We start from the raw sequence: 24,110 nt of genomic DNA, 5'->3' as shown, positions 1-24,110 counted from the left end.
CCTTCTTACTGGTCGACGTCGCTGACCTGGTCGGCGGTGGCGGTGGCGTTGCCGGTGATGTCCTGGTTGATGATCGCCTGCTGCTGGGCGACCGCGGTGGCCTCCGAGCCGGTCGAGCCGATGTTGGCCGAGACGGCGGCGTCGATCGGGGCGGCCACGTTGGCCTGGGCGGCGATCGCGCCGTTGATCGGGGCGGTCAGGTCGAGGTCGGCGTTGACGTTCACGTCCAGGTTGAGCAGGCCGCCGTTGAGGGCGCCGCTGATGTCGTCGGGGATGTCCACGGCCTGGACGCCGCCGGGCTGGGCGGCGGGCGGGGTGGTGGGGACCGGCTCGGACTGGTCGATGGCGCTGTCCTGGGTGGAGTGCGCGGTGGAGTCGCCGGTGATGCCCTGGGTGATGGCCACGCCCTGGTCCGACAGGGCCTGGGCGGTGGAGTCGGTGGACAGCACGTTGGCGCCGACGGCCGCGTCGATCGGGGCGGCGACGTTGGCGTTGGCCGCGACCGCGAGATCGATCGGGGCGGCCAGGTCCAGGGCCAGGTCGAGGTCGACGTTGAGGTCGAGCAGCGAGTAGACCTCCTTGGCGGGCAGCGCGGCGCCGGTCTCGGCGGCGAGGTCGTCGGCCGACAGCGGGGGCAGGGATGCCTGGTTGGTTCGCTCCATGTCCCGATCGGTACCCCTGGCCCGCGCGGTCGAAACGAATCCCGGTATCGGTGAGACGTTGTCGGTGGAATGTTTCTCGATCGCCAAGGCATCATTGTGCGGTGTCGCGCCGCTGATCAACGAGCCGTGCGCACAAGCACCGAGTTCAGCACGGCCGAGGAAATGCGCGCTATTCAGCGGTGCGCGACAATGCCGGTGAACATTATTCACGATCCGCTGTGGACACCCATTACCCGGCGCGCCCAACCGTCGGGAGCTCCACTGAGGATCCCTCACTCACCGGGCTCCGACCACCCGATTGTCTCAGTCAGGTCACACGGCCGGGAGCGTTGCCATCCCACACAGTGGTCCGGTGCCGTCCCCCGATCGGCCGTGGTGTACGGGATTGGGCCGATCGGGTGGTCACCCCCATGGGGGTATCCCGCACCGTCGGTCCCGCCTTTATCCTGCGGCGCGCACACCACGAAGAAGTGAGGAACGTGAGTCGACCAGTCCAGTGGCGGGGGCGGACCCGCTCGGACCACCACAGCAGGCCCGGGGGCGACGAATGGGCCCGGTGCCCTCGGTGACCACACCGCAATACGGAAAGGCGAAACCGGCACCGCTGCTGGCCGACGAGTTCTTCCTCTGCGGCCTCGACGACATGACCGGCGAGCAGCGGCTGGAACCGCAGGCGCTCGCCGTGGGCCTGGCCGCCTCGGTGCTCGGCGAACTGCTGCTGTCCCGGCACATGATCATCGAAGACGGTGAACTGCTGGTCGCCGACGTCCCCGCCGGGGACGAACTGCAGGAGCGCGTGCGCGCGTGGGTTCGCAAGGACGAGAGCGTGCGGGCCGCCAAGGACTGGATCATGGTCCTGGTCGCCCGCGACATCGCCGAGCTGGTCCGGCACCGGATGCTGGCCTCGGGCAAGGTCGTGCGCACCACCCGCAGGCGCCTGCTGCGCAAACCGCTCGAACTCTACGTCCCACCCTCGCTGAGCACCGCCGCCGCCGCGGGCGTGCGCATCGCGGGCAACCTGAGCGTCCCACGTCCACTGTCCACTGTAGATCTGTTGCTGGCCGGGTTGCTGCGCGCGACCGGCCGCGACCGGGAGATCCTGAGCCACTGCGAGCCAGGCGTGCACGAGGAGCTGGAGCGCCAGATCCGCGCGAACCTGTGGCCGAGCGCGGTCGCGCTCATCGACAACGCCACCGAAGTACTCGTGACAGCAGCGGTCACCCCGCTGTTCTAACCACGACCGGCGACCGACCGCACCACCGGACCGGCTGCCCACTCCGTCCCGGAACCGTCTACCAGGTCTACTAAGGAGTGACCGTGTCCACAACCGCAGCCCAGACCCTGGCCGGGCAACGCGTGTCGACCGCAGGGGTGGTGTTCTTCACCGCGTCGGCCGCCACGCCGCTGACCGTCTGCGCGGCGATCGTGACGACCGGGCTGGCCGCCACCGGCACGCTCGGCCTGCCGCTGGCCTTCGTGATCATCGCCGCCGTGCTCGCGGTGTTCAGCGTCGGCTACGTCGCCATGGCCCGCCAGGTGCCCAACGCGGGCGCCTTCTACACCTACGTCAGCCTCGGCCTGGGCAGGCCCGCCGGGGTCAGCGCGTCCTGGATCGCGCTGCTGTCCTACAACACCCTGCAGGTCGGCCTGTACGGGGCGATCGGCCCGGCCCTGGCCCCGCTGCTGAACAAGTGGTTCGGCCTCGACCTGCCGTGGTGGGTGATCGCCCTGGTCGCGTGGGTGGTCGTCGCCGTGCTCGGCGTGCGCCGCATCCGGAACTCCGCGCGGGTCCTGCTGGTGCTGCTGGCCGCCGAGGTCGCGCTCGTGCTGCTCTACACCGTGGCCAACCTGGCCAACCCCGCCGAGGGCGGCCCGACCCTGTCCGGTCTCGCCGTCGGTGACCTGCTCGGCTCGGGCCTCGGCCCGCTGCTGGGCCTGGCGGTGCTCGGTTTCGTCGGCTTCGAGCAGAGCGCGGTGTTCTCCGAGCAGGCCAGCCCCGGCGCGGTCCGCCGGGCGACGATCATCTGCATCGGCGGCCTGTGCGCGCTCTACACGCTGTCCTCGTGGTCGACCATCCAGGCCGCGGGCCCGGAGAACGTGGTCGCCGCCGCGCAGGCCTCGCCCGCCGGGGTCGTGTTCTCCCTGGCCGAGCAGAACCTGGGCGCCTGGGCCGCCGAGGCCGGGCAGATCCTGCTGGTGACCAGCGTGCTGGCCGCGCTGATCAGCTTCCACGCCACCTGCGCCCGCTACACCTTCGCGCTCGGCCGCGACCAGGTGCTGCCCGCCGCGCTCGGCCGCACCACCCCGCGCACCGGTCAGCCGGGTGCCGCCTCGCTGACCCAGAGCGCGCTGGCCCTGCTGGTGATCATCGCCTACGCCATCGGCGGCTGGGACCCGCTCACCGAGCTGTTCTACATCGCCGGTACCGCCGGTGCGCTCGGCGTGCTGATGCTGCTGGCGGCCACCGCGTTCGCCACAGTCCGGTTCCTGCGCGACAACGACGAGGACACCACTACCGTCCACAAGATCGCGCCCCCGATCGCGGCGATCGCGGTGACGGCCATCCTGGTGCTGGTGGTGGCCAACTACGCGCTGCTGCTCGGTGTCCCGGAGACCTCACCGCTGCGCTGGGGCATCCCGATCCTGTTCGCCGTGGTCGCCCTGGGCGGGGTCGGCTACGGGCTGCTGCTGCGCCGCACCCGACCGCAGGTCTACGACGCCATCGGCCGCGGCGCCGGTCGCGTACCGGTGGGCGCCCGATGACCACCATCACCCGGGCGGGAGCGACCGACGTCGCCCACTGCGCGGCGGTGGTGGCCAGGGCGTTCGAGCCCCTCCCCCAGACGGCCTGGCTGGTCGACACCCCGTCGGACCGGCTGGCCGCCTTGACCGCGGACTTCGAGATCCTCGTCGAGCACGCCGTCACCCACGGCCACATCGACACCATCGACGACGACGCGGTCGCCGTGTGGTTCCACCGCGAACACGGCAAACCACCCGCGCCTGCGGACTACGACGTCAGGGTCTTGGCCGCTACCGGCCGGTACGCGGACCGCTTCCACGCCCTGGACGCCGCGTTCGACGCGCACCACCCGTCCGAACCCCATCACCACCTGGGCCTGCTGGCGGTCGCCCCGTCACGTCAGGGCCACGGGTTGGGCGCGGCGTTGCTGCGGCACCACCACGCCGAGCTGGACGATCGGGGGCTGGCGGCGTTCTTGGAGGCGAGCACGCTGAACAGCAGGCGGCTGTACCTGCGGGCGGGGTACGCGCCGCTCGGCGAGCCGTACCAGCTACCGGAGGACGGACCGACCATGTGGCCTCTCTGGCGGCAACCACGCTGAAGCAGTCGGGGGTGGGTCATTTGACCCACCCCCTTCTCGTTAGGCCGACCCCAGGGGGACCTCCGCGGCGGAAGCGATGCCCGCGGTGCGGCCGGGGGCGGAGTGGAAGCTCCAGTACAGGTTGGTGTGCGCGATGACCTTGTCCGGCGACGGGGCACCGTACTCGGTGAGGTCCTCAGTGGTGTGCGCGTCGGAGACCAGAGTGGTGTCGTAGCCCCTGGCCACGGCGCCGTGCAGGGTCGAGCGGACGCACGCGTCGGTCTGGGCACCCGCGACGACCAGCGAGCCGACGCGCAGGTCAGCCAGGATCGACTCCAGGTCCGTCTCCTCGAAGGAGTCCCCGTACTCCTTCTGCACGCGGGGCTCGGACTCCAGCGGCGACAACTCGGGCACGATCTCCCACGCGTGGCTGCCGTTGGGGTGGTCACCCCCGTTGTCCTGCACCCACACAACCGGCACACCCGCCGTGCGGGCCCGATCCACCAGCACGTTGATGTTCCCGATCACGGCCTCGCGCTCGTGCGCGGTGGCCACCACCGAGTTCTGCACATCAATGATCACCACAGCCGTCCCCGGACGGTCACTCAGCGTAGACACAACCCCACTCCTCACCCGCACACCTGTTCGTCACTGCAGCATAAGCACACCCACCGACACTCCGCGCGCGTGACCAACCAGCCACTCTCGGCAACGAGCAAGTGTCCAACAAGGCAAAAGCCAGACAGTTTCCTGACATTTTCCCTCGGAGTGCATGCGACCGAAGAAATAGCGAGAAATCTTCCGTGCGCGCGGACCAAAGGAAGTAGCCTGGCGAAATGACGCGCACGCAGAGTCGGCGGTGACGAGCATGCCTCACGTTTTCGTGACGTACACGCACGATTCCCAGAACCACAAGGACGACGTGCGGTTCTTCTCCCGCCTCCTACGCGAGGTCGGCATCGACGTCACCCTCGACCAATGGGCCGAAGGCGTGCGCCAAGACTGGTCCTCCTGGGCCACCCAGTCAATCCTGACCGCTGACTACGTCCTGGTCATCGCCTCCCCCCAATACGCCGCCGCGGGCGACGGCCTGGGCCCCTCCACCACCAACCCCGGTGTCCGATCAGAAGCCGCAATCCTGCGCAATCTCCTGCACAGCCAGCGAGACACCTGGACCCCCAAGCTCCTCCCCGTAATCCTCCCCGGCCGCCAAGTCACCGAACTCCCCCACTTCGTCCTCCCCCACACAGTCGACCACTACGTGATCACCGACCTCACCAACCCCGGAATCACCGACCTGGTCCGCGTCATCACCAACCAACCCCGCCTGGTCAGACCCCCACTGGGCACAATCCCCCACCTACCCCCCGACCCCGAACCCGACCTCACCAACGGCCACCGCCGACACCCAACCTCCCTGGAAACCTACGCCGCGACCATCTCCCCCATCTGCCTGTCCATCCGAGCCCGCCTAGTACAAGCCAGCAACAACTCCGGCGACTTAGTCATGGAAACCACTTCCGGCCGCGACACCGCGACCCACCTTGTCGAGAACTACCACGAGGTCATGACCGAGGGCTGGTGGGACCTCAGCAAGATCCCCCTCCCCACCTCGGAAGACGACCGCCGTCGAATCCGCGCCTGGCAAGAGTCCTACCTCCGCCTCAAAGACTCCCTGGCCAATTACTCCAGGCAAATGGAAGCCATCAACCACCGCCCCGGCCTGATGTCCTACTTCGTCCGCCCCTTCACCAACCTGGTGGCAGGCCAAAAATCCCTGGAGCTGACCAGTCAACTCAGCCACCAGTGCGAGCTACTAGGCATAGCCAACCCGGTCAAGGCGTGACCGCCTACAACTGTGGGAAGGGCGGGGGTTGCCCAGCCCTTCCCACAGTCCTGTCAGCCCCGAACTACCTGCGCAACGTCAAGCGAGATGTAGCCACGTTGTTGCGATAGTTGGGATCCCCCACCCTGATCGACGCGCTGGCCGCCACGATGTTCTGTGGTCCGGTCACGTTGCGATCCGGCGTGACGGTGACGGTGTAGGTCACCGTTGCGCCGTTGGCGAGGCCTGGGTGGGAGAAGACGACGGCGCGGTTGTTGTCGGTGGGGGTTCCGCCGCCGGGGTTGGTGATGCGCAGGCCCTTGGCTAGGGAGATGCCTGAGTAGATCAGTGTCGCGGTTGAGGGGCCGTTGTTGCGGACGGTCAGCCTTACGGTGAATGGTGTGCCGCTGCTTGCGTTGGTGGGTGCGGAGATGCTCACGGCCAGGTCGGCTTTGGCCGAGCCCTGGGGTGCGGTGACGGTCGCGGTGAAGGCGGCTGGGGTTGTGAGGCCGGCAGCGGCAGCTGTGATGCTGACAGCGCCGGTGGCGCTGCCCGCACTGAGCGTGGGCGAGATGGCTTGCCCGTTGGCACCCGTGTTCACGGTCGCCGTGGCTGAGCCGCCGGGGAACGTTGCCGCTCCACTTGTGACGGTGAAGGTGACCGGCACGTCCGCGGCGGGTGTTGCGGCGGTGGTGGTGACCGTGGCGACCAGAGGGGCGGCGAAGGTCGTGCCCGCGGTGGCGGACTGGCCGCTGCCGGAGGTCGCCGTGATGGTGGCCGGAACGGCAGCGGTCACCATCTCGGTGAACGTCGCCGGAGTCGCTCCCGGTGTGCTCGCCCTGACCGTCACTGTGCCGATCTGAGGGCCAGCAGTCAGAACCGGTGCCACCGCCTGCCCGTCGGCGCCCGTGGTGACCGTCGCCGTCGTCGAGCCGCCGGGGAAGGTGGCCGGCCCGGAGATGGTGAACGTCACCGGGATGGCGGCTGACGGCTCACCGGCGGTGTCGGTCACGGTGGCGACAAGTGTTGCGGGGAAAGCAGTTCCCACCGGTGCGGACTGACCGCCGCCGGACGTGGTCGTGATGGAAGCTGGGACAGCGGCGGTGATGGTCGCGGAGAACGACCCCGACGTCGCGCCAGGAGTGCTGGCCGAGACCGTGACCGCGCCAACGGTGGCGCCTGCGGTGATCGCGGGTGCCGTGGCCCGACCATCGGACCCGGTGGTCACCGTGGCGGTATTGGTGCCGTCGGGGAAGGTCGCCGTGCCGTCGATGGTGAAGGTGACCGCGGTGCCTGTCGTGGGTTGACCGGAAGCGGTGGTGACAGCCGCCGTCAGCGGTGTCGGGAACCGCGTGCCCGCGGCCGTCGACTGGCCGTCGCCAGCGACGGGTTCGACCGCCGCCGGGCCGTTCGGCGGTGTCGGGTCGGCGATCTGGGCGAAGATCTGCCCCAGTGCGGTGGTGAGATCCGCGTCGCTGGCGCCGGGCAGGTAGTAGTACCGGCCGCCGGTTTCGTCGGCGATGCGCTTGAGCACCACCTGACTCGGCATTGGGCCCGCCGCCGTCCGCGCGGCCATCGCGCCGCAGTCGCCGGTCAGCAGGACGTTGACGCGCACGCCTGCCGCTCGCGCGGAACCGATGATCCCGTCCACGTCGCCGGCCTGGGCGGAGGCGTCGGTGGCGACGATCATCTGCCGCTCGACACCGGGGTCACCGCCGAGGGCGGCCATTCCGGAGTTGATACCGCCCAGGACGTCCTCCGGACAGTCACCCCCGCCGCTCGCGGACAGCGCGTTGACCCACCCCAGCGCCTCGGCGCGGTCGTCGGTCGTGCCGACGTCGGTGGGGCTGTCCTTGAACGTGGTCAGGCTCCACCTGGTGTACTCGTCCTCCGGCTGCGCGGCGATGTAGCTGGACAGGGAGGTGGAGACGCTGCCGATGACCCCGGCCATCGACCCGGTGTCGTCGATGACCATCGACGTCCGCTTCGGCAGGCAGTCGATCGGCCGCGGGTCCGAGTACCGCGTCGCGTACCCCTTGGGTGTGGGCTGGCCGAGCGCCTGCGAGTCGATGTCGATCTTGCCTCGGTAGGTGCCGGGCAAGCACGGCCCGACGGCGAACAGTTCGCCCCGGAACCACGTCTGCGGCAGACCCGCGACGGTCTTGGTGACGGGCTTGCCCACGACGACCGCTTGGAAGCCCCCCGATGGGGTCTGCCGCTCCAGCGTGATCCGCGCGGTGACGACGTACTCAGTGCCCAACGACGCACAGGTGAACCCCGCGCTCGTCTTGATGTCGATCCTGTTGAGGTTCTTCAGGTTGTAGGACGAGATGTGTGGGTGCTCCGGCAGGATCTCAGGGCAGACGAGCACACCCACCGCGCTGGAGGTCGCTGAGGCAGGCGCGGCGAAGACGCCCGCCACCACCAGCAACCCGAGCAACAAAGCCAATCCCCTCTTCACAGCAGCCTCCGATCTCGGGTCACTTCCGGAACGCGCTGGCCATGACGTCAGCGGCGGCCTCGATGGCGGGCAGCGGGCGGCCCTGCTCGATGGCCTGGATCAGGCGCTCGATGGCCTGGACGAGGGCGACCGTGGCGCCCGCGGCGGACAGGGCGGCCACCAACCAGTGCAGCGCGGCGACCAGGCCCGCCGACCCGACCATGCCTGCGAACTGCTGGGCCACCGACACGGTGAGCCCCTGGTGCGCGGCCACGGCGACCGCGCCCTTGACGACGAACACGACCTTGGCCGCGATGGCTTCGATGATCATCTACGACACCTCCGCGGGGACTCGGCCGATCCGGACCGCCCGGCTCGGTGGACCCCGACCGCACGCTAGCCACGGACCTTTCCACCGCCTTGCCGCGACCGTGTTACGCGCTCACCGCCGCACCCGATGCATCCAGTGCAGACACTTTGGAGGCCGGGACGACATGGTCGACTTCCACGTTCGGGTGCTCGGACGGGTCGGACTTGTGCGGGACAACGAGGTCATGGCGTTGCCGCCGCAACTGGCGAAGGTGCTCGCCGTGCTCGCGGCCGAACAGCGCGGCCGGGTGGTCGAGGCGCAGGTCCTCGCGCGGGCGCTGTGGCCGGACCGGCCGGAGCCCGAGCGGCTGTACCCGCTGGTCGCCAAGCTGCGCAAAGCGCTGGGCTGTACCGGTCTCACCGTGTCGACCGCACAGCAGTACGCCGGGTACCGACTCGAGTCCGCCCCTGGCGGTGTGCCGGTGACCGAGGCGGTGGACCGCTATCGGCTGCAGGCGGCGCTTGCCGATGCGGAGGCGCTCATCGGCGACGGAGCCACCGCTGAGGCCGTCGAGGTGCTGCGAGGGGCCGCTGCCCTGTGGTCGGACCGGCCGTTTTCCGTTCCGGACATCGACTGGGAGACGAATCTGCCCTCCGTGTGCGAGCGGGCCCGAGCCGAACTGGAGGTCCTGCGGGACAAACTCGCGCTCTTCTGGGTGACGGCCGGGCTGCTGACCGGCGACCACGCGGTGCTCGACTGGCTCGCCACGGACCTCGAGCAGAGCACGCGACTGGCGCGCAACCAGCACCTGTGGTTGCTGCGGATCGTGACTCTGCTCGACAACGGTGACCCGGTGGAGTTGCTCGAAGAGCTCCGCCGCGACGGTGGCTACAGCACGATCGCGCGTGCGGCCGATGACCTCGTTGCCTTGCACGAGTTCGGCGCCCGGTTCCAGCTCCAACTGCCGAGAAACCGGCTAACCAGTCCGGAGCAGGCCGCGGGATCGTTCGCCGACCAGATCGCGGCGGTGCGCGAGGGCAAGCCGGATGTTCGCCACCATCCCCTTGGCGGTCAGGACTTCCCCCGGCTCCGCGAGATCGCCACAGCGGCTGGGGTTCGAACCCTGCACGTCGTGGCGGGTGGACTTGGCTTGTGGCGGACGATCCTGGCCGAGTGCCTGGTCGCGACCTTGCGGGACCCGCTGACCCGTGGGCAGCAGCCGCCCACCGCGATCGGACTCGTTGTCGACCCGCGTCCGTTCAGCCCAGGTGCGGCCCGCGTGGTTGAGGACCTGGCGGCTCTGCTCCGCCTGGTCGCCAGGCGCGGCCCGGTCGCGGTCGTCGTCGAGGAAGCGGACCGCTTGGCGCGGAACGACTTGGACGTGATCAACGAGGTTTCTTGGCGGTGTGCGCGCGACCGGGTCGGGTTCGCGCTGCTCTGCGACAGCGTCGCCGGTCCACCCGAGTTCGAGTGGTTGGCGGCGGCCGCGATCACCGAGGTCGACTTGGCCATCGACACGCGGCTGGTGGGCCAGGTCGTCGGCACGACCGCGGCCGAGGCCGACGAGTACCTGGCCGCGTCGACCCGGTCCGGCACGGTGCGGGCCAGGCGGGGGCGCGTGGAGTTCGCCACCGCCGAACTCCGCGACGACGTGCTGACCGAACTCGCCACGCGCGCCGCTACCTCACGACGCCTCCACCGCAACGCTTTCACCGTGCTGTCCGGGACCCCTGCCGCCTCCTACGCGGTCTTGGCGTGGCACGCACTGGCCGCTCACCCGGACCTGTCGGACGACGTCGTGGCCAGCGCGTTGTCCGCCGCCGCTTGGGATGCGTATGAGCGCCACAGTCATGAAGAGGCGCTCGACTTCGTCCAGCGCGGGCTCGCCATGACCGGCAACCCCGAACTCCGGTTCTCGCTGCACCTGGCGCAAGGGGATGTCCACCACAGCCAAGCGGACATGACCGCGGCCTCGGCGGCGTACCACGCTGCCTTCCGCACAGCGGTGAACGACCCGCTGCGCCGAGCGACAGCGGTAGTCCGCCTGGCCCGCCGCTGGTCGGCACCCGGCCGAACCGACCAGGAACTGTTGCCATTGCTGGAAAGGAGCCGGGAAGAGCTCTGGCCGCTCGTGTCTGACCCGGCGGGCCGACGCTTGTCGCTGCAGGTCAGAGCGCATCTGGCCCATAAGTCCACAATGGCTCTACCGCCCATGGGCACCGTCCCCGCAGGCGTACGAGCAGCCCGCGCCCTGATCGCGGACCTCAAGCAGGACGACCCATCCGAGATCGTCTGCGATGTGCTGACCGAGTGCCGCTGGGCCCTGTACGACTTCACCCCACCCGACCAGCTGCGGGACATCAGCAGGATGCTCGAACAGGCCGCCTACTCCGGCGGCCCCGAACACTTCCACGGCGAAGCCCTGATCGCCACCGTCATCGACCACCTGCGCTTGGGCGAGTTGCACGAGGCTCAGGCCACCGCGGCCCGGCACCGGGAGATCGCCGCCCACTCAGCGCACGGTCTGATGCCGTGGCTGCAGTCCACGATGGATACGATGTTCGACCTGTGGCGGGGAAACCTGACTGCCGCCGAACATCGACTGTTCGGAACCGGTCGAGCCCTCCTCAACCGCATGGCGACCCAGACGATCGGCGACTCATTGCGCCAAACCTGGATGGCTCAAGTCTTCTGGCTACGCCGCGAACAAGGCCGCATGGCCGACCTGAGCGCCGTCGACCTCGACACCGGTGTGCAGCAACGCGAGTACTTCCCGGTCTGGATGGCCGCGACCGCCTTCCTCCACAGCGAAACCAACAACCCCACCGCCGCCGTAGACGCCCTCCATGCCCTGTTCCACCGCCTGGACGGCCTGAACTCCCTCCCACCCCACGGCTACGGCGTCACCGTCCTCACCCTGGTCGTCGAAACCATCGACAGCCTCGCCCGAAACCACAACCTCCCCACCGACCTCCACGACCTCTGCCACACCACCGACAAGCTCCTAGCCACTCACACCGGCGAACTGGTCCTAGCAGGCTGGCCAGCCGTCCTGCTGGGCCCCGTCGAACCCCTCCGCGCCCGCCTAGCCCTGGCAACCAACGACTTCCCCACCGCACTGTCGCTTCTGGACAACTGCACCAACGCCGTCCGAACAGCCCCCGCCCAACTCGGCTGGTTCCGCGTCCACCGAGCACGCGCCCTCCTCGGCATCGGACGCACACCGGAAGCACGCTCCCTGCTCAACTCCGCCCAGATCATCGCCGAGCAGAACCACCTCCACGCCCTCACCACGACAACACGAGAACTCCTCGAAACATGACTCAGCCGTGCCAGCTGCCCCTCACCCATCCGGCAACAGTGTGCGGTTACCGCCGTCGACAATGGTGAGGGCTCGGCGTGGCCGGTGGATTCGGGTAGTCGGCGCGGTGGTGATTGTGTGGTGAGCGGCGAGAGCGGCCATCTGTTCGCCCACCCGCCGGTAGAAACGCAACTGGAGGCGGCGGCCAAATATGGCCCAGCCGACGCGGAGGATCGGGTGTGACTCGTGTGAGGGTCGCGAGTAGGAGTGCGCCCGAAACCGCACCGCACCCGTCACGTGATCTTTGCTGACCTCATAATCCACCCGCCCCCGCTCCAGGTGCCCAACCAACGTCTCATACGCCCACCCCCACCGACTGACCTGGGCATCCACCGTGTCGAGAACGGCCGTGACCCGCACCCCCATCAGAAACCGAGCACCGCAAAAGCGGCCCTCCAACACCATGTCCCGCCCCAACAACGCCGATCCCCGCCGAAAGTGACCCCGAATCAACTCGGGAGGCGCGAACTCATATCCCCGCACCAACTCAACCGCCCTGGCAAACACCCCACCCAGGACCGGCGGGCCAGCTTCCTCATACCCCAGAAGCCGCTCATGATCGTCCCGACACCAGCCAGACCCCACCTCGGCCACCGCGTAGTTGATCTGGCGCTCAGCCAGCTCAACCAACAGTGCCTCCGGATCGCTGGACCATCGGATGCGCACCACTCAAGTATCCCAGACCCACCGACCGACTCGGGCACACCGTGTGAAACGAGGCGCATAAAGGCCCCCCAGTCCCGCTCCGAGGGCGAGGAGCACCAGGTGAACGCACATTGCTCACCCCGTACGCCAGCAGGCCCGCCACCGGTGCCAATACGGCTGTGGCGGCAGCCGGGAACCGGTGGCGGGCCCGCTGCCAAGCCATCACCCTTCAGCGCGACGTCCGCGGCCATCGCCACCAGTGCGCCCGATTCCCAAGCTCTAAACTTGCATCGTGCTGCACTCGCCATTGCCCCAGTGCCAGCCGCACCCAACACAAGCAACCGACTGCGACGCCAAAGTGAATGTAAACCGCCGACTCGGCTAGCATCATCCCAGGTCAACAAGTGTGCTCCCCGCGCGAGCGGGGCTGTTCCCGACATCGACAAGCCGGTCCTGACCGGCACCCGGTGCTCCCCGCGCGAGCGGGGCTGTTTAGACGAGGTCGTAGTCCACCCAGATCAAATCCTGCACGGAGACGGGATGACATTGCTACAGGAACACCTCACCACGACGGACCACACGCCGAGCTGTGGGGTGCCGAAGTCAAGGCCCACGGCGTCGACACCGCCCACCGGGTCGTCGCCGATCTCGCGCCGCTAGCCGGAGTGGCGGGCTACCGCCGTGACTCCCCCATCGCCAAGGCAGCCGTAGACCTCGCCGAATACCGGCTCGCCGACGGCGTCCATGACTCCCTCAACCGCACGGCAGGCAAGCACCACATTCGCGCCAGAGCACCCATCCCAGAGGCGCACGAGGGCGCTGCCCGACCGTGCGGAGGTTCTACGCACCGTTGATCTGGACGCCATGTTCACACAACGCCGTACTACCCATCCGCACGGCGTCAAGAGCAGCAGCCACCCTCCCCGCAAGCACCGGCTTCACCCGCGATCGAGCCTCGTCCACTGTCATGAACCGGACAGACCGAATCTCCCCGTCCGCCAAGTTCACGCCCTCCATATCGGCCTGCACCAGCACACCACCGTCGAACAGGAACGCCATCCCCTCAGGCCGGTCGTCATGAGGGTGCACATGATCAACCACCAGCAACCGCCCCACCCGACCAGCCAACAGCCCCAACTCCTCCATCAACTCCCGACCAGCCGCCTCCCACGGCGACTCCCCAGCCTCCACAACCCCACCAGGCACCTCCCAGTTCGGCTTGTAGGTCGGTTCCACCCACAACACCCGACCGTCGCGATCACGAAACACCACCCCAGCCGCCATCCGCTTGCGCGGCAACGACGCCACGTACTCAGCCGGAGACATCACCGAACCACCAGTCACACAACGCAACCTATCCCCACATCACAACCTGATCGGCCCCAAGCCGGTGGGTAGACCCAGCCAGCTTCGTCGTATCCTGTACGCTCACCCGTCAGCGTTGATCAAGTTCGGCTGGGGGATCTGGGTGGATCTGACAGTGTGGGGCAAGCGGAAGGGGCTGGCAGAGGACTACCCCTTGATCTACCACCTGCTGGACGCCGCTGCTGCTGCCGTCGCGCTGTGGGAATCGCATGTGACGCCTGGGGTGCGGCGGTGGGTGTCGGACGAACTCGGGGTGTCCGAGGATGAGGCCGGGCGGTTCGTGGCGTTGCTGGCCGGGCTGCATGACGTCGGCAAGGCGATTCCCTGCTTTCAGGAAGGGCTGACCGGCGCCGAGTACCTAGGACACGCCGAGGCGGCGTACTGGGCGTTGCCAACGCTTCTGGATCCTCGAGTGGCTGACGGCGTCTCCCCCGAGCCGCCGGTCGCGTACTGGGTTGGCCAGTTGCTGGGCGGACATCACGGCCAGTACCCGCATCCGTGCCCCAAGAAGGTGGAGCGTCCGCTGCGGGTGGGCCGTTTGGGACACGACCGGTGGCACCAAGCCCGTGTAGAGCTGGTATCGGCGGTCCGTGAGGTGCTGGGCGAGCCCTCGCTGCCGACGGGGTTGCCGCTGCCGGTCGCGGTGGTGTTGACCGGGATCGTGGTAGTCGCCGACTGGCTGGTGTCGGATGTGAAGTTCATTCGCAGTCAGCAAGCCGACGCACCGGAAGACCTCCTTTCCCGGTACGACAACACCCTGAAGGCCGTGCGGGGCCGTGTCGCCGAGGTAGGGTTGTCAACTCCCGTGTTCGCTGAGAGTGTATCCACACAGGCAGTCTGGGGGTTCGAGCCGAACGCGTTGCAGCAGTCCATCATCAAGGAGTTCGTGCCGCGGGCGAGGGAAACCGGGCTGCTGGTTATCGCCGCGCCGACCGGGGTGGGCAAGTCGGAGGCGAGCTTCATCGCGGCGCATGCGTTGGGGAGGTTAACAGGGCGGACAGGCCTGTTCGTGGGGTTGCCGACGATGGCCACTGCCGATCAGATCTGGTCGCGACTCAAGGAGTACGTGGACGCGGTGGCGGTGGGGACGCCGCCGGTGACCTTGGCACACTCGATGGCGCGGTTCAACGACAAGTACGTCGCTGATCACGACATCACAGAGTGGTTGCGTGATCCGAGGACAACCCTGCTCTCGGGTCTGTGTGTTGGCACCGTGGACCAGGCCTTGCTGGCTGGATTGCGGGTGCGGCACAACGCCTTGCGGATGCACGCGTTGGCGAACAAGACCGTCATCATCGACGAAGTCCACTCCTACGACACGTACACGCGAGAACTGCTGGCAGGCTTGTTGTCCTGGTGCGGACGGCTGGGAGTGCCGGTGGTGCTGCTGTCGGCGACGCTTCCGGCCAAGGTCCGCGACAGCTACGTGGCCGCCTACCTGGACGGCGCGGGTGCCGCGCCCGCAGGTGAGGCAGCGACGACCTACCCAGGCTGGTTCTTCGTGGGGCGATCGGGCGCGGTGTTGACCGCAGGGCAGGACTCCGCCCAGGCGATGGCAGTGGAACGCCATCCAAGGCCGTTCATCGAACATCGCACTCACGATCGCTCAGCAACAGGGAGGGAGCGGGCAATCCGGGAGTACGTCGACAAGGTGGCCAAGCGCGGCGGGTCCGTGGCGGTGCTGTGCAACACGGTCGATTCCGCGCAGCGCACCTTCGAGTCCCTGCGGAAGAACTTTCCCGCCGGAGTCGACCTGATCCTCCTGCATGCCCGGTTCCCCCACTACCAGCGTGCCGAGATCACTCGCGGGTTGCTGTCGCGGTTCGGCAAGGGTGGTGACCGTGAACGCCCGACCGTCGTCGTGGCCACACAGATCCTCGAGCAGAGCCTGGATCTGGACTTCGACCTGATGATCTCTGACCTCGCGCCAATGGCCCTACTGATCCAACGGCTGGGTAGGTGCTGGCGTCATGATCGGCGTCTCTCTGACGGCTCACCGGATCGTCCCTCGTGGAGCCTCGGGCCCCGGCTGGTGGTGCTGGATCCCGTGGATTTAGCGGCGGAGAGACCGTTCCCGGAGGAGTGGGGTTCGGTCTACGACGGTTTCGACTTGGCGGCAACGCATGTGGTCCTGTCGGAGCGACCGGGCGAACTACGGGTGCCCGGTGACGTCGACGCACTCGTCCAGCAGGTGCACTCCGTGACGGCGGACGACGTCCCAGCCGATCTGCGAAACCTGTGGAATGCCCAGTACGCCGAAGCCCGCGCCCGAGTCCAGTTCGCCGCGGTGGCAGGTGTCGTCCCTGCCTCCACGGTGAAGGACCTGTTCGAGTTGACCAGCAACGAGGTCTTGGAGCAGGACGTCTCGACCAGACTCGGCATCGATACCGCTCGGCTGGTGCCCCGCTACACCGATGCCCGTGGCAGGAACTGGCTGGATCCCGAACACAAGGTCGAGTGGACGACGTCGCGGCCGAAACCACCTCGCGTCAAGGCATTCATGGACCACTCGGTGACCTGCCCCGGGGAGTGGGTGCGGGATGCGGTGGCGAAAGGGCGGCTCACCTCACATGGCGAGTGGAGTCGGCTGGGGGTACTGCGCGATGTCCTCGTCCTGCCCGCGCCAGTCTTCGAGGACTTGACGCTGGATCCCGAACTGGGGCTTCGGCGCACCACGAAAGGGAGTTGATGACACTTCCCACCTACCCGGTAGATCGTCGGCCATGGGTCCCGGTGCTCTCGCACGAGGGTGAGCTGGAGGTGCTGTCGCTACGCGATGTGCTGTCGCAAGCCCACCGTCTCCGGGACATCGCAGTTCCCACACCTCCTGCGGCATCGGCGATCCTGCGCCTTCTCTACCTGCTCACCGCGCGCGTGACCCGACTCGACCAGCACACGGTCCCCGGCGACGACCGCGACTGGCAGTCGCGTCGATTCGCTCTCGCTCGGGCTTCGGCATTCCCCGCGGACACGGGGTTCGACACCGAGGCCGTTGACGAGTACTTCGACAGGTATGAGGACAGGTGGGACCTGTACTCCCCGGTGCGGCCGTGGATGCAGGACATTCGGCTGGTGACCGAGGCGCGCAAGATCGGGGTCAACCGGTTCGATCCGACCCGCCCTCGGGACAACTCGCCGGTGTGGTTTCGCCACACCCACAAGGGCCACGCTCCTGCGATCCCGACCGCGCAAGCGATCCAGTGGTTACTGGTCACCCACCTCTACGGTCCGGGCGGCGGTGGCGGTACAAGGACGGTAAGCCGACAGAGGGCCGACGGTACTGGGCATGTGGTGTCAGACCAGTACATGAGCTCCGGTCCGTTGCGCGCTGCGTTGACGTACTACCCGTTGGGGAGATCGTTGTTCGAAACCCTGGTCATCGGGCTACCGGATCCGGGAGCGGCGCCCGAACCCGGGACGGACGTGGCGTTGTGGGAGCGCGAGGGCCCGCCCGACCCTTTGGCCCCTCCCCCTCCTGTCACCTCTCCCGCAGGGCTGCTGCTCGGACGCAGCAGGCACGCGGTACTGCTGCACCCCGACCCCAGCGGCGACACGGTCGTCGATGCCCGCATTACCTGGGCTTTCAAGGAACCCCACCCGCCGATCCTGGGACGTGATCCCTACACCATCCGCGAACGTACGAAGCAAGGCGAGTGGAAGGACCGTCGAGCAGACGCCACCCGCGCGTTGTGGCGGGACCTGGACGCCCTGCTGGCCGACTCCGAGGACCACACCCGCCCCGACACGGTCACCGGTATCCACACCTTGCCCCCGGAAGTCCGCGACCACGTTCGGGTACGAGCGCATGGGGTCCACCAGGATCGCAAGTCCGTCGACCGACAGTGGATCACCTCGACGACTCCGCCGCTGTTCATCTGGTTGGAAGAACACGATCCCGACTACGCGCACGGGGCTGCCGTGTTGCGCTCCGCCGCGGAAACGGTCGCGGGTGTGCTGCGTTCCGCGCTCAGGCAGGAGTACCGGTCCTTGTCGATCGCCAACTCCCGACCCGACGACAAGGATGTACCCTGGGTCGCCGCCGCCCTGACCTGGTACTGGCCGCGCGCCGAGGAGAGGTTCTGGGAACTGTTCCATGCCAGGGACTTCGTAGAGCCCTATCGCGCCTTCACCGCTCTAGCCGAGGACGCTGTCGCCGAGGCAACAGATCACCTCGCGCACCAGGCGGCGGTGGCCCGCGCACAAGCCCAGGTGATCCGCTACCTGCGCAACCACGCGGCGAAGAAGGAACCCCGTAACGACAAGGAACCCCAGTGATGCCCGAGAAGCCGTTGCGCGAGTTCGCGTCCGACGTGGTGGCCACGTTGGTCGAGGACTATCTCCCGAACCCAGCGATCAGGACGGCTCTGCGTTCGGGATTGAGCCGCCCCCCTGAGCACCGCCAGTGCGATCCGATGCACCGCTATCTGGCCAGGTTCTGCCGCAACGACACTTCAGGCCATCGTGAGCGATGCGTGTACACAGTGGCCTCGCTCATGGCGCACTTTCCGGAGGGAGCACGGCCGGACAGTCCTCCACGCAACTTGGGCGCATCCCTGGCCAAAGCGAGTGAGGACAAGCACATCGCTGCCTCCACCACGGAGAAGCTCGTGCATCTAGTGGGAAGGCAGACAGCCGAGACAGTGTGCAGACGGGTGGTCCACGTCGTGGTTCCGCTGCGTCAGGCCCGGGTACCAGTCGATTTCACCGCCCTGCTTCGTGACCTGATCGTCTGGCCCGGTCAACAATCGGTCGTCCGCAAACGCTGGCTCCAGAGCTACTACCTCTCGCTCCCAGGCGGCGGCGACCGCTGAGCCCACGACGTTGCCCGTCCAGTCCGTTCCGCTGCGAAAGGTTCTTCCAGTGCACATAGACATCCACGCGTTGCAGTCCGTTCCGTACAGCAACCTCAACCGCGATGCTCTCGGCTCGCCAAAGGAGACCGTTTACGGGGGCAAGACCCGAACACGGGTGTCGAGCCAGTCGTGGAAGCGGGCTGTCCGCTTTGAGGTGGAGAAGCAACTGGGCGAGACGACCATCCGAACCCGCGGGGTGGCAGGTGCGGTCGCCGAGCTGCTCGAACAGCGGGGGTGGGACGCTGACAACGCGCGCAAGGGCGGCCGTGCGGTGATGTTCAGCGCCGACGCGGTGGCCAAGCGCGCCGACAGCAAGCAGGGCGGCGTCACTCCGGACGAGATCACGGACCTATCCAGAGTGCTGTTCTGGATCCCCACCGTGACCCTGGCAGAGCTGGCAGACCTATGTGAGACACATCGGGCCGAGATCGAGGCCACCGCCCTGCCGCAGCTTGAGGACAAGAAGGCAGAGAACGCTGAAACCACGCCTACCGGCAAGGGCAAGGCGAAAGGTGGGAAGAAGAAGCAGGACAAGGCGGCGGTCGTGCTACCCGCGGAGTCTGTCAGTGAGATCCTGCGGCGCCGCTCACCCACGATCAACCTGCTGGGCCGCATGCTGGCCGAGATGCCCGGGCACGAGGTGGACGGCGCCGTACTGTTCGCGCACGCTTTCACGACCCACGAGACCGCGGTCGACTATGACTTCTTCACCGCCGTCGACGACCGCGCGCAGAACAGCGGCTCTGGTCACTTGAGCACCGCCGAGTTCACGTCGGGGGTGTTCTACCGGTACAGCAGCGTCAACATCACCGACTTGGTGACCAACGTCGGTTCCGCCGAAGACGCACTGCGCACGATCGACACCTACTTGCGGGCCTTCTGCACCGCGATGCCCAGCGGGAAGCAGCGCACTACCGGCGCGGTCACGCGACCCGACCTCGTCCACATCGCAGTACGCCACCAGCCACTGTCGTTGGCCGCGGCGTTCGAGAAGCCCGCACGCTACGCGGACGGGGGTGGCTACGCCGAACCTTCACGGCGACAGCTGGCCGACTACGCCCACCGACTGCACGCCTTCATCGGCACCGAGGAACTGGTCTGGCACGGCCACGCGGGCATCGACGCAGATGCCCACACCGCACTGGGCGAACGGTACGAGAGCCTGCACAACCTCATCACCGAGGCGATGAACCACGCCGGAGCAGCAGCGTGAGCGTGCTCCTGCTCCGCTTCGGTGGCCCACTGCAGTCCTGGGGAACTCACTCGCCGTGGAACGAGCGCGATACCAACACGTATCCAACGCGCTCGGGCATCATCGGGATCATCGCCGCCGCCCAGCACCGTTCACGCGGCGAAGACTTGACCCGCTACCGCCCACTGCACCTCGACGTCCGCGTAGACCGCCCCGGCCAGCAACTGGTCGACTTCCACACCGTCGGCGGAGGACGTCCCGCGAACCAGACCGTTCCGATCTCCTCAGGCGGTTACCGACCGCAGGGGAAGGGCACGGTTGTGAGCAACCGGCACTACCTGGCCGACGCCGTGTTCACCGTCGCCCTCGGCAGCAGGGATCCAGCGCTCCTCGACGAGATCGAGGTCGCACTTCGCCGACCTCACTGGGCTGGCTACCTCGGGCGCCGATCGTGTCCACCGGATGGACCGATGCTGTTGGCCAGGGTCGACAACGGCACGGAATGGCTGGAGACCCTGCTGCCCTTGGCACGCGCCAAACCGCGCGAAGGCAACGAAGTGGACGTCGACTTCATCAGTGAGACCGCCCCTTTCGGCCACAACAACCACAGCGAGGAGGTCCCCGACGACCCACAAACCTTCCACGCCATCGACCGCGCCTACCGCACCCGAACCGTTCACCGCTACCGCCGCGCGCTTCCCGCCACCCTCTGCGCGGGTTACGGGGGCGCCTACCTCGACGCGCTCACCACCGCTCTGAGGAGTCCAGATGACCAACTCCACCCCTAGTACAACGCTGATCCGTCTACGCCTCAACTCGCGCCACCGAGAAGTGGCGCGTGATCTGAGGGACGTGCACCGTATGCACAGGCGCGTGCTGGACCTATTCCCCAGCCTCCAAGGGGACCACCGCAGGTCCACCGCCAACGTGCTCTACCGCGTCGAACAGAACAACGGCAGCACCGTGGCGCTCGTCCAAGCCGACCTACCCCCCGACCCCGACCAACTGCCCACCGACTACGCCATCGTCGACTCGATCCCCCTCACTGGTCTGCTCAACCGACTCGACCACAACCTCTCCGTCCGCTACCGCATCGTCGCCAACCCCGTCGCCATCCACACAACCCCCGACGGGAAGAAGCAACGCCGCTGGCTGCGCGGAGAGGACGCGCTGCTGTGGTGGCAGCGACGTTCCACAGATGCCGGGTTGGTCACCCAGTCTGTGCTGCTCAACGAGGAAACCTTGCTCACCGGACGCCGCGACGGCGACCAGCGCCTAAAGCACGGAGCCACCCGTTTCGAGGGCACCGCCACCATCACCGACCCCGACGCCACCCGCACCGCCATCCTCACCGGCATCGGCAAAGCCCGCTCCTACGGCTGCGGTCTTCTGTCCGTGGCTCCCCTAGCCCAGGAATAGCCATCCCGAGACGAATACGGCGAGCGACGGTGGGGCTTGCGATTCTCTGGTGATCCCATAGTCCTCTCGGCGGTGCTGCAGTCCCCGCCGCCATCAACCTGGCCATGGTCGAGGACGCCCGCTGCCGCTAGCAGGACTTCACGTGAGATCGGGGCGCCGTGCACGCCATGCGTGGTATAGACCTCGGTCTCTTCGTTGTCCAACTGCGGTAGGCGTGGTCGTGCGTCCGATCGGTGGCGTGGTCCTGGCTGGGCTCGGACCACCCGGTCCTGGGGTGTTCCCGGATGGACGCTTCTTGTTCGGATTGCGGCAACCAGGGAACCCGCCCGGGTTCGCACAGTCCACAATGGCCCTCAGCAAACCACGCGACTATTCGGTGGAGAATGTTGGCGGCCAAAGGGAACAGCGTGTATCGGGTCGCAATGCCCTGGTACTGCCAGGAAAAGGACGAAACCCTGCTCCTCGTCGGTGACCAGTTGAGGGGGAAGGGGTTTGTCGTGCGCAGGAGTTTGTTGGCGATGACCGTCGCCGTGGTGGCGGTGGGGTTGGTGCCTGGGGTCGCTGAGGCGGCTGGGCGGGAGTACTCGTATGTGGAGTTGGCTCCGCTGCCCGGAGATCGGGCGAGTCTGGCGACGGATGTGAACGCGAGCGGGGTCGTGGTCGGGTACAGCTCGGGGTCCGACCGAACGGCGCGGCGGGCTGTGCGGTGGGACGGGAACTCGACGCCGGTTGACCTCGGGACGTTGGGTGGGGAGCGGAGCCGGGCGAACTCGGTCAACGACGCCGGGGTCGTGGTGGGTGAGGCGCAGGAGTACAGCGGGTTGTGGCGGGCAACTCGGTGGGACGGGCCGGTACCGCAGGACCTCGGTGTGCTGCCCGAGGACAACAGCAGCCGCGCCATCGCGGTCAACCGGGCGGGGGTCGTGGTCGGGGCGTCCGGGAACCTGGAAATCGGGTGGCGCAACGCGGTCCGGTGGGACCGGAACGGGCAGATCAGCAGGCTGGCGGTGCCTGCGGGGTACCGGGGCGTCGCCGCGGACGGGATCACCGACGGCGGGATCGTCTGGGGGCGGGCGACCCCGCAGGACGAGATCGGCACGCGTGCCGTGCTGTGGGCACCCGACGGTGCGGTGCGGGTGCTGCCCACGGTGCTCGAGGGCAGCGTCGACACGATCTCCGACGTCAACGAGAGCGGGATCGCGGTCGGGAGCTCCGACGGGTTCGCGGTGCGCTGGAACCTCGACGACACCATCACCTCGCTGGGCGCGCCCGACGACACCAGTTGGAGCAACGGCGCGGCGGCGGTGACCGAGAACCAGAACATCGCGGGTACCTACATAAAGAGCGGCGGCAACATCTCTGCGGTTCGGTGGACTCCGCAGGGGATTCCGCAGGTGCTGGCCACGCAGGCGGGCGGCGGAAACTCCTCCGCGACCGACGTCGACGAACTCGGCACGAGCGTGGGCTTCCAGAACCTGTCCCCGCTGGTCCGCGCGATCGTGTGGGACCCGGCGGGCAACGCCACGACCCTACCCCTGTCGCCTGCGGCCAGCGGTGCGACCAAGGTGTACGCCAGGCAGCTCACGGCGAACGGGTTCATCATGGGCAGCATCACCTACCCGGGGGTCGTCACCCGCGGCGTGCTCTGGCGCTGATCAGACAGCTCGCGTCCCGCCCGGGGATTCCCGGGCGGGACGAGGGCGTTGTTCGCTGTCCACGGGGATAATCGGGACGTGACAACGAGTGGGGCGCGGTTCCCGTGACGCGGGCGCACAAGAGGTTCGACGTCGTCCACTGCACGGTGGAGCGGCACGCGTCGTACGGGCTCATCGTGGAGTCCGAGGACGGGGAGCCCGGGTTCGTGGCCCACGCCCACATCACGGACCGGCCCGACGGCGAACCGTGGCCGGAGGTAGGGCGGCGGCTGCGGTGTGTGGTGCTGGGGTACACGACGCGGGACGACCGAATCCGGGTCGCGGCGATGCCGGTGTACGTGGCGATGGCAGCAGAGGAGTGGGGTCGGACCATTCGTCGGGTAGCGATCAGCGGCAGGGCGGTTGGTAGCCGTCGATGCGGAGGCCGCGGAAGTCGAGCTTGTTGGCGGTCTTGCCGACGAAGACGAAACCACGGGCCGCGGCCAGGGCGGAAGCGAAGGAGTAGGAAGGCTGGCCGAGTTCGGGGAGCCAGGTCCAGTTGTCCGCGGCGAAGCTGAAGAACTTCGTGACCCGTTTGCCGCCGGTGGCCGGGACCTTGGTCAGCCACTTGTCGCCACCGCTCCAGTGCGAGGCGGGGCGGAGTTGGAGGTAGAGGTCGTCGGTGGCGCTGTAGGTCATCCAGAACCCGGACGACTCCGACAGGTCGGCCTGCGCCTCGAACTGGTTTCCCAGCCAGACCACGGCGACGTGCCACTCGTCCTTGAGGAAGGTGACCTTGGCGGCGTAGCCGCGGCCTTCGCGGACGAGCAGACTGCCGGTGGCCGGGACAGTGGTGCCCTCGCCGGAGGCCAGCCACTGCTGGTACCGGTCGATCGACGGGCCCGCGCACTCGTAGACCCCGCGGTACTGCGGCCCGGCCGCCTCCGCGACCGCCCCCGGCGTGAACAACGACACCGCCACCGCACCCGCGGCCAGCGCCCTGACAAATGGGACATTTATCGACTTCGACGCTACGCGCATTCTTGGAACGTAGCACAGGGGTTGACATCCGCAGAGTTCC

19 protein-coding genes are annotated in these 24,110 nt (G+C 67.9%); 12 read left to right on the top strand and 7 right to left on the bottom strand.

Translation table 11 applies throughout. The features are described from left to right. Positions 1-5: 5 nt before the first annotated feature. Complete coding sequence (locus JOD54_RS21665) at positions 6-662, bottom strand: peptidoglycan-binding protein (RefSeq protein WP_204452557.1); 657 nt, start codon at positions 660-662, stop codon at positions 6-8. A 565-nt stretch (positions 663-1,227) separates the two neighbouring features. Here JOD54_RS21665 and JOD54_RS21660 point away from each other — a divergent pair. From JOD54_RS21660 to JOD54_RS21650, 3 genes are all read left to right on the top strand, one after another. Next, positions 1,228-1,896 (top strand): GOLPH3/VPS74 family protein, encoded by a 669-nt coding sequence (locus JOD54_RS21660; protein WP_204452555.1) that lies wholly within the window; start codon positions 1,228-1,230, stop codon positions 1,894-1,896. 83 nt (positions 1,897-1,979) lie between these two features. Next, complete coding sequence (locus tag JOD54_RS21655) at positions 1,980-3,425, top strand: APC family permease (protein ID WP_204452553.1); 1,446 nt, start codon at positions 1,980-1,982, stop codon at positions 3,423-3,425. Next, the gene (locus JOD54_RS21650; RefSeq protein WP_204452550.1) at positions 3,422-4,006 is read left to right on the top strand and encodes a GNAT family N-acetyltransferase; all 585 of its coding nucleotides are present in this window, start codon (positions 3,422-3,424) and stop codon (positions 4,004-4,006) included. Before JOD54_RS21655 ends, JOD54_RS21650 begins: the two co-directional genes overlap by 4 nt. A gap of 39 nt (positions 4,007-4,045) precedes the next feature. Here the strand turns inward: JOD54_RS21650 and JOD54_RS21645 are convergent, their stop codons facing one another. After that, positions 4,046-4,603 carry an isochorismatase family protein gene (locus JOD54_RS21645; RefSeq protein WP_204452548.1) on the bottom strand — a complete coding sequence of 186 codons (558 nt, stop codon included), beginning with the start codon at positions 4,601-4,603 and terminating at the stop codon, positions 4,046-4,048. Between the two features lie 250 nt (positions 4,604-4,853). Between JOD54_RS21645 and JOD54_RS21640 the strand changes: the two genes are divergently transcribed. Next, positions 4,854-5,831, top strand: a complete 978-nt coding sequence (locus JOD54_RS21640) for a toll/interleukin-1 receptor domain-containing protein (RefSeq protein ID WP_204452546.1) — start codon at positions 4,854-4,856, stop codon at positions 5,829-5,831. A 64-nt stretch (positions 5,832-5,895) separates the two neighbouring features. Here the strand turns inward: JOD54_RS21640 and JOD54_RS35705 are convergent, their stop codons facing one another. After that, complete coding sequence (locus JOD54_RS35705) at positions 5,896-8,271, bottom strand: DUF11 domain-containing protein (RefSeq protein ID WP_204452544.1); 2,376 nt, start codon at positions 8,269-8,271, stop codon at positions 5,896-5,898. A gap of 19 nt (positions 8,272-8,290) precedes the next feature. Next, positions 8,291-8,581 (bottom strand): hypothetical protein, encoded by a 291-nt coding sequence (locus JOD54_RS21630; RefSeq protein WP_204452542.1) that lies wholly within the window; start codon positions 8,579-8,581, stop codon positions 8,291-8,293. 163 nt (positions 8,582-8,744) lie between these two features. Here JOD54_RS21630 and JOD54_RS21625 point away from each other — a divergent pair, with 163 nt between their 5' ends. Beyond that, the gene (locus JOD54_RS21625; protein WP_204452541.1) at positions 8,745-11,882 is read left to right on the top strand and encodes an AfsR/SARP family transcriptional regulator; all 3,138 of its coding nucleotides are present in this window, start codon (positions 8,745-8,747) and stop codon (positions 11,880-11,882) included. Between the two features lie 21 nt (positions 11,883-11,903). Here the strand turns inward: JOD54_RS21625 and JOD54_RS21620 are convergent, their stop codons facing one another. Together JOD54_RS21620 and JOD54_RS21615 are read right to left on the bottom strand one after the other, a co-directional pair. Next, the gene (locus tag JOD54_RS21620; protein WP_204452539.1) at positions 11,904-12,587 is read right to left on the bottom strand and encodes a DUF1990 family protein; all 684 of its coding nucleotides are present in this window, start codon (positions 12,585-12,587) and stop codon (positions 11,904-11,906) included. Positions 12,588-13,406: 819 nt separating this feature from the next. Next, a complete protein-coding gene (locus JOD54_RS21615; protein ID WP_204452536.1) occupies positions 13,407-13,892 on the bottom strand; it encodes an NUDIX domain-containing protein in 486 nt (161 codons plus the stop codon). A 115-nt stretch (positions 13,893-14,007) separates the two neighbouring features. Between JOD54_RS21615 and cas3 the strand changes: the two genes are divergently transcribed. The 7 genes from cas3 (at position 14,008) to JOD54_RS21580 (ending at position 23,050) form a co-directional block, all read left to right on the top strand. Continuing rightward, positions 14,008-16,620, top strand: coding sequence for a CRISPR-associated helicase Cas3' (cas3, locus tag JOD54_RS21610; RefSeq protein WP_204452534.1), 2,613 nt, complete (start codon positions 14,008-14,010; stop codon positions 16,618-16,620). Next, the gene (casA, locus tag JOD54_RS21605) at positions 16,620-18,206 is read left to right on the top strand and encodes a type I-E CRISPR-associated protein Cse1/CasA (protein WP_204452531.1); all 1,587 of its coding nucleotides are present in this window, start codon (positions 16,620-16,622) and stop codon (positions 18,204-18,206) included. The genes cas3 and casA overlap by 1 nt, the downstream gene beginning before the upstream one ends. Continuing rightward, positions 18,206-18,742: a type I-E CRISPR-associated protein Cse2/CasB gene (gene casB / locus JOD54_RS21600; protein WP_204452529.1), complete on the top strand. Its 537-nt coding sequence runs from the start codon at positions 18,206-18,208 to the stop codon at positions 18,740-18,742. Before casA ends, casB begins: the two co-directional genes overlap by 1 nt. Before the next feature lie 49 nt (positions 18,743-18,791). Then, positions 18,792-19,997 carry a type I-E CRISPR-associated protein Cas7/Cse4/CasC gene (gene cas7e / locus JOD54_RS21595; RefSeq protein WP_204452527.1) on the top strand — a complete coding sequence of 402 codons (1,206 nt, stop codon included), beginning with the start codon at positions 18,792-18,794 and terminating at the stop codon, positions 19,995-19,997. Beyond that, on the top strand, positions 19,994-20,764 hold the full coding sequence (gene cas5e, locus JOD54_RS21590; protein ID WP_204452525.1) for a type I-E CRISPR-associated protein Cas5/CasD: 771 nt from the start codon (positions 19,994-19,996) through the stop codon (positions 20,762-20,764). Before cas7e ends, cas5e begins: the two co-directional genes overlap by 4 nt. Continuing rightward, positions 20,745-21,395: a type I-E CRISPR-associated protein Cas6/Cse3/CasE gene (gene cas6e, locus JOD54_RS21585; RefSeq protein WP_204452523.1), complete on the top strand. Its 651-nt coding sequence runs from the start codon at positions 20,745-20,747 to the stop codon at positions 21,393-21,395. Before cas5e ends, cas6e begins: the two co-directional genes overlap by 20 nt. Before the next feature lie 497 nt (positions 21,396-21,892). Continuing rightward, a complete protein-coding gene (locus JOD54_RS21580; protein WP_204452521.1) occupies positions 21,893-23,050 on the top strand; it encodes a hypothetical protein in 1,158 nt (385 codons plus the stop codon). A gap of 387 nt (positions 23,051-23,437) precedes the next feature. Here JOD54_RS21580 and JOD54_RS21575 read toward each other — a convergent pair whose 3' ends face one another. Then, a complete protein-coding gene (locus tag JOD54_RS21575) occupies positions 23,438-24,070 on the bottom strand; it encodes a hypothetical protein (protein WP_239573461.1) in 633 nt (210 codons plus the stop codon). Positions 24,071-24,110: the final 40 nt, after the last annotated feature.

The sequence above is a fragment of the Actinokineospora baliensis genome, from assembly GCF_016907695.1.
GTDB lineage: Bacteria > Actinomycetota > Actinomycetes > Mycobacteriales > Pseudonocardiaceae > Actinokineospora > Actinokineospora baliensis.
Note: the sequence above shows the minus strand (reverse complement) of the source record. Positions and strands in the feature narration are given on the sequence as shown.

Bases quoted from the DNA above. Each gene is read 5' to 3' on its own strand.
- JOD54_RS21640 (WP_204452546.1), top strand. From the start codon at position 4,854: ATGCCTCACGTTTTCGTGACGTACACGCACGATTCCCAGAACCACAAG.
- JOD54_RS21625 (WP_204452541.1), top strand. From the start codon at position 8,745: ATGGTCGACTTCCACGTTCGGGTGCTCGGACGGGTCGGACTTGTGCGG.
- JOD54_RS21665 (WP_204452557.1), bottom strand. From the start codon at position 662: ATGGAGCGAACCAACCAGGCATCCCTGCCCCCGCTGTCGGCCGACGAC.
- JOD54_RS21615 (WP_204452536.1), bottom strand. From the start codon at position 13,892: ATGTCTCCGGCTGAGTACGTGGCGTCGTTGCCGCGCAAGCGGATGGCG.
- JOD54_RS21575 (WP_239573461.1), bottom strand. From the start codon at position 24,070: ATGCGCGTAGCGTCGAAGTCGATAAATGTCCCATTTGTCAGGGCGCTG.
- casB (WP_204452529.1), top strand. From the start codon at position 18,206: ATGCCCGAGAAGCCGTTGCGCGAGTTCGCGTCCGACGTGGTGGCCACG.
- JOD54_RS21650 (WP_204452550.1), top strand. From the start codon at position 3,422: ATGACCACCATCACCCGGGCGGGAGCGACCGACGTCGCCCACTGCGCG.
- casA (WP_204452531.1), top strand. From the start codon at position 16,620: ATGACACTTCCCACCTACCCGGTAGATCGTCGGCCATGGGTCCCGGTG.
- JOD54_RS21630 (WP_204452542.1), bottom strand. From the start codon at position 8,581: ATGATCATCGAAGCCATCGCGGCCAAGGTCGTGTTCGTCGTCAAGGGC.
- cas6e (WP_204452523.1), top strand. From the start codon at position 20,745: ATGACCAACTCCACCCCTAGTACAACGCTGATCCGTCTACGCCTCAAC.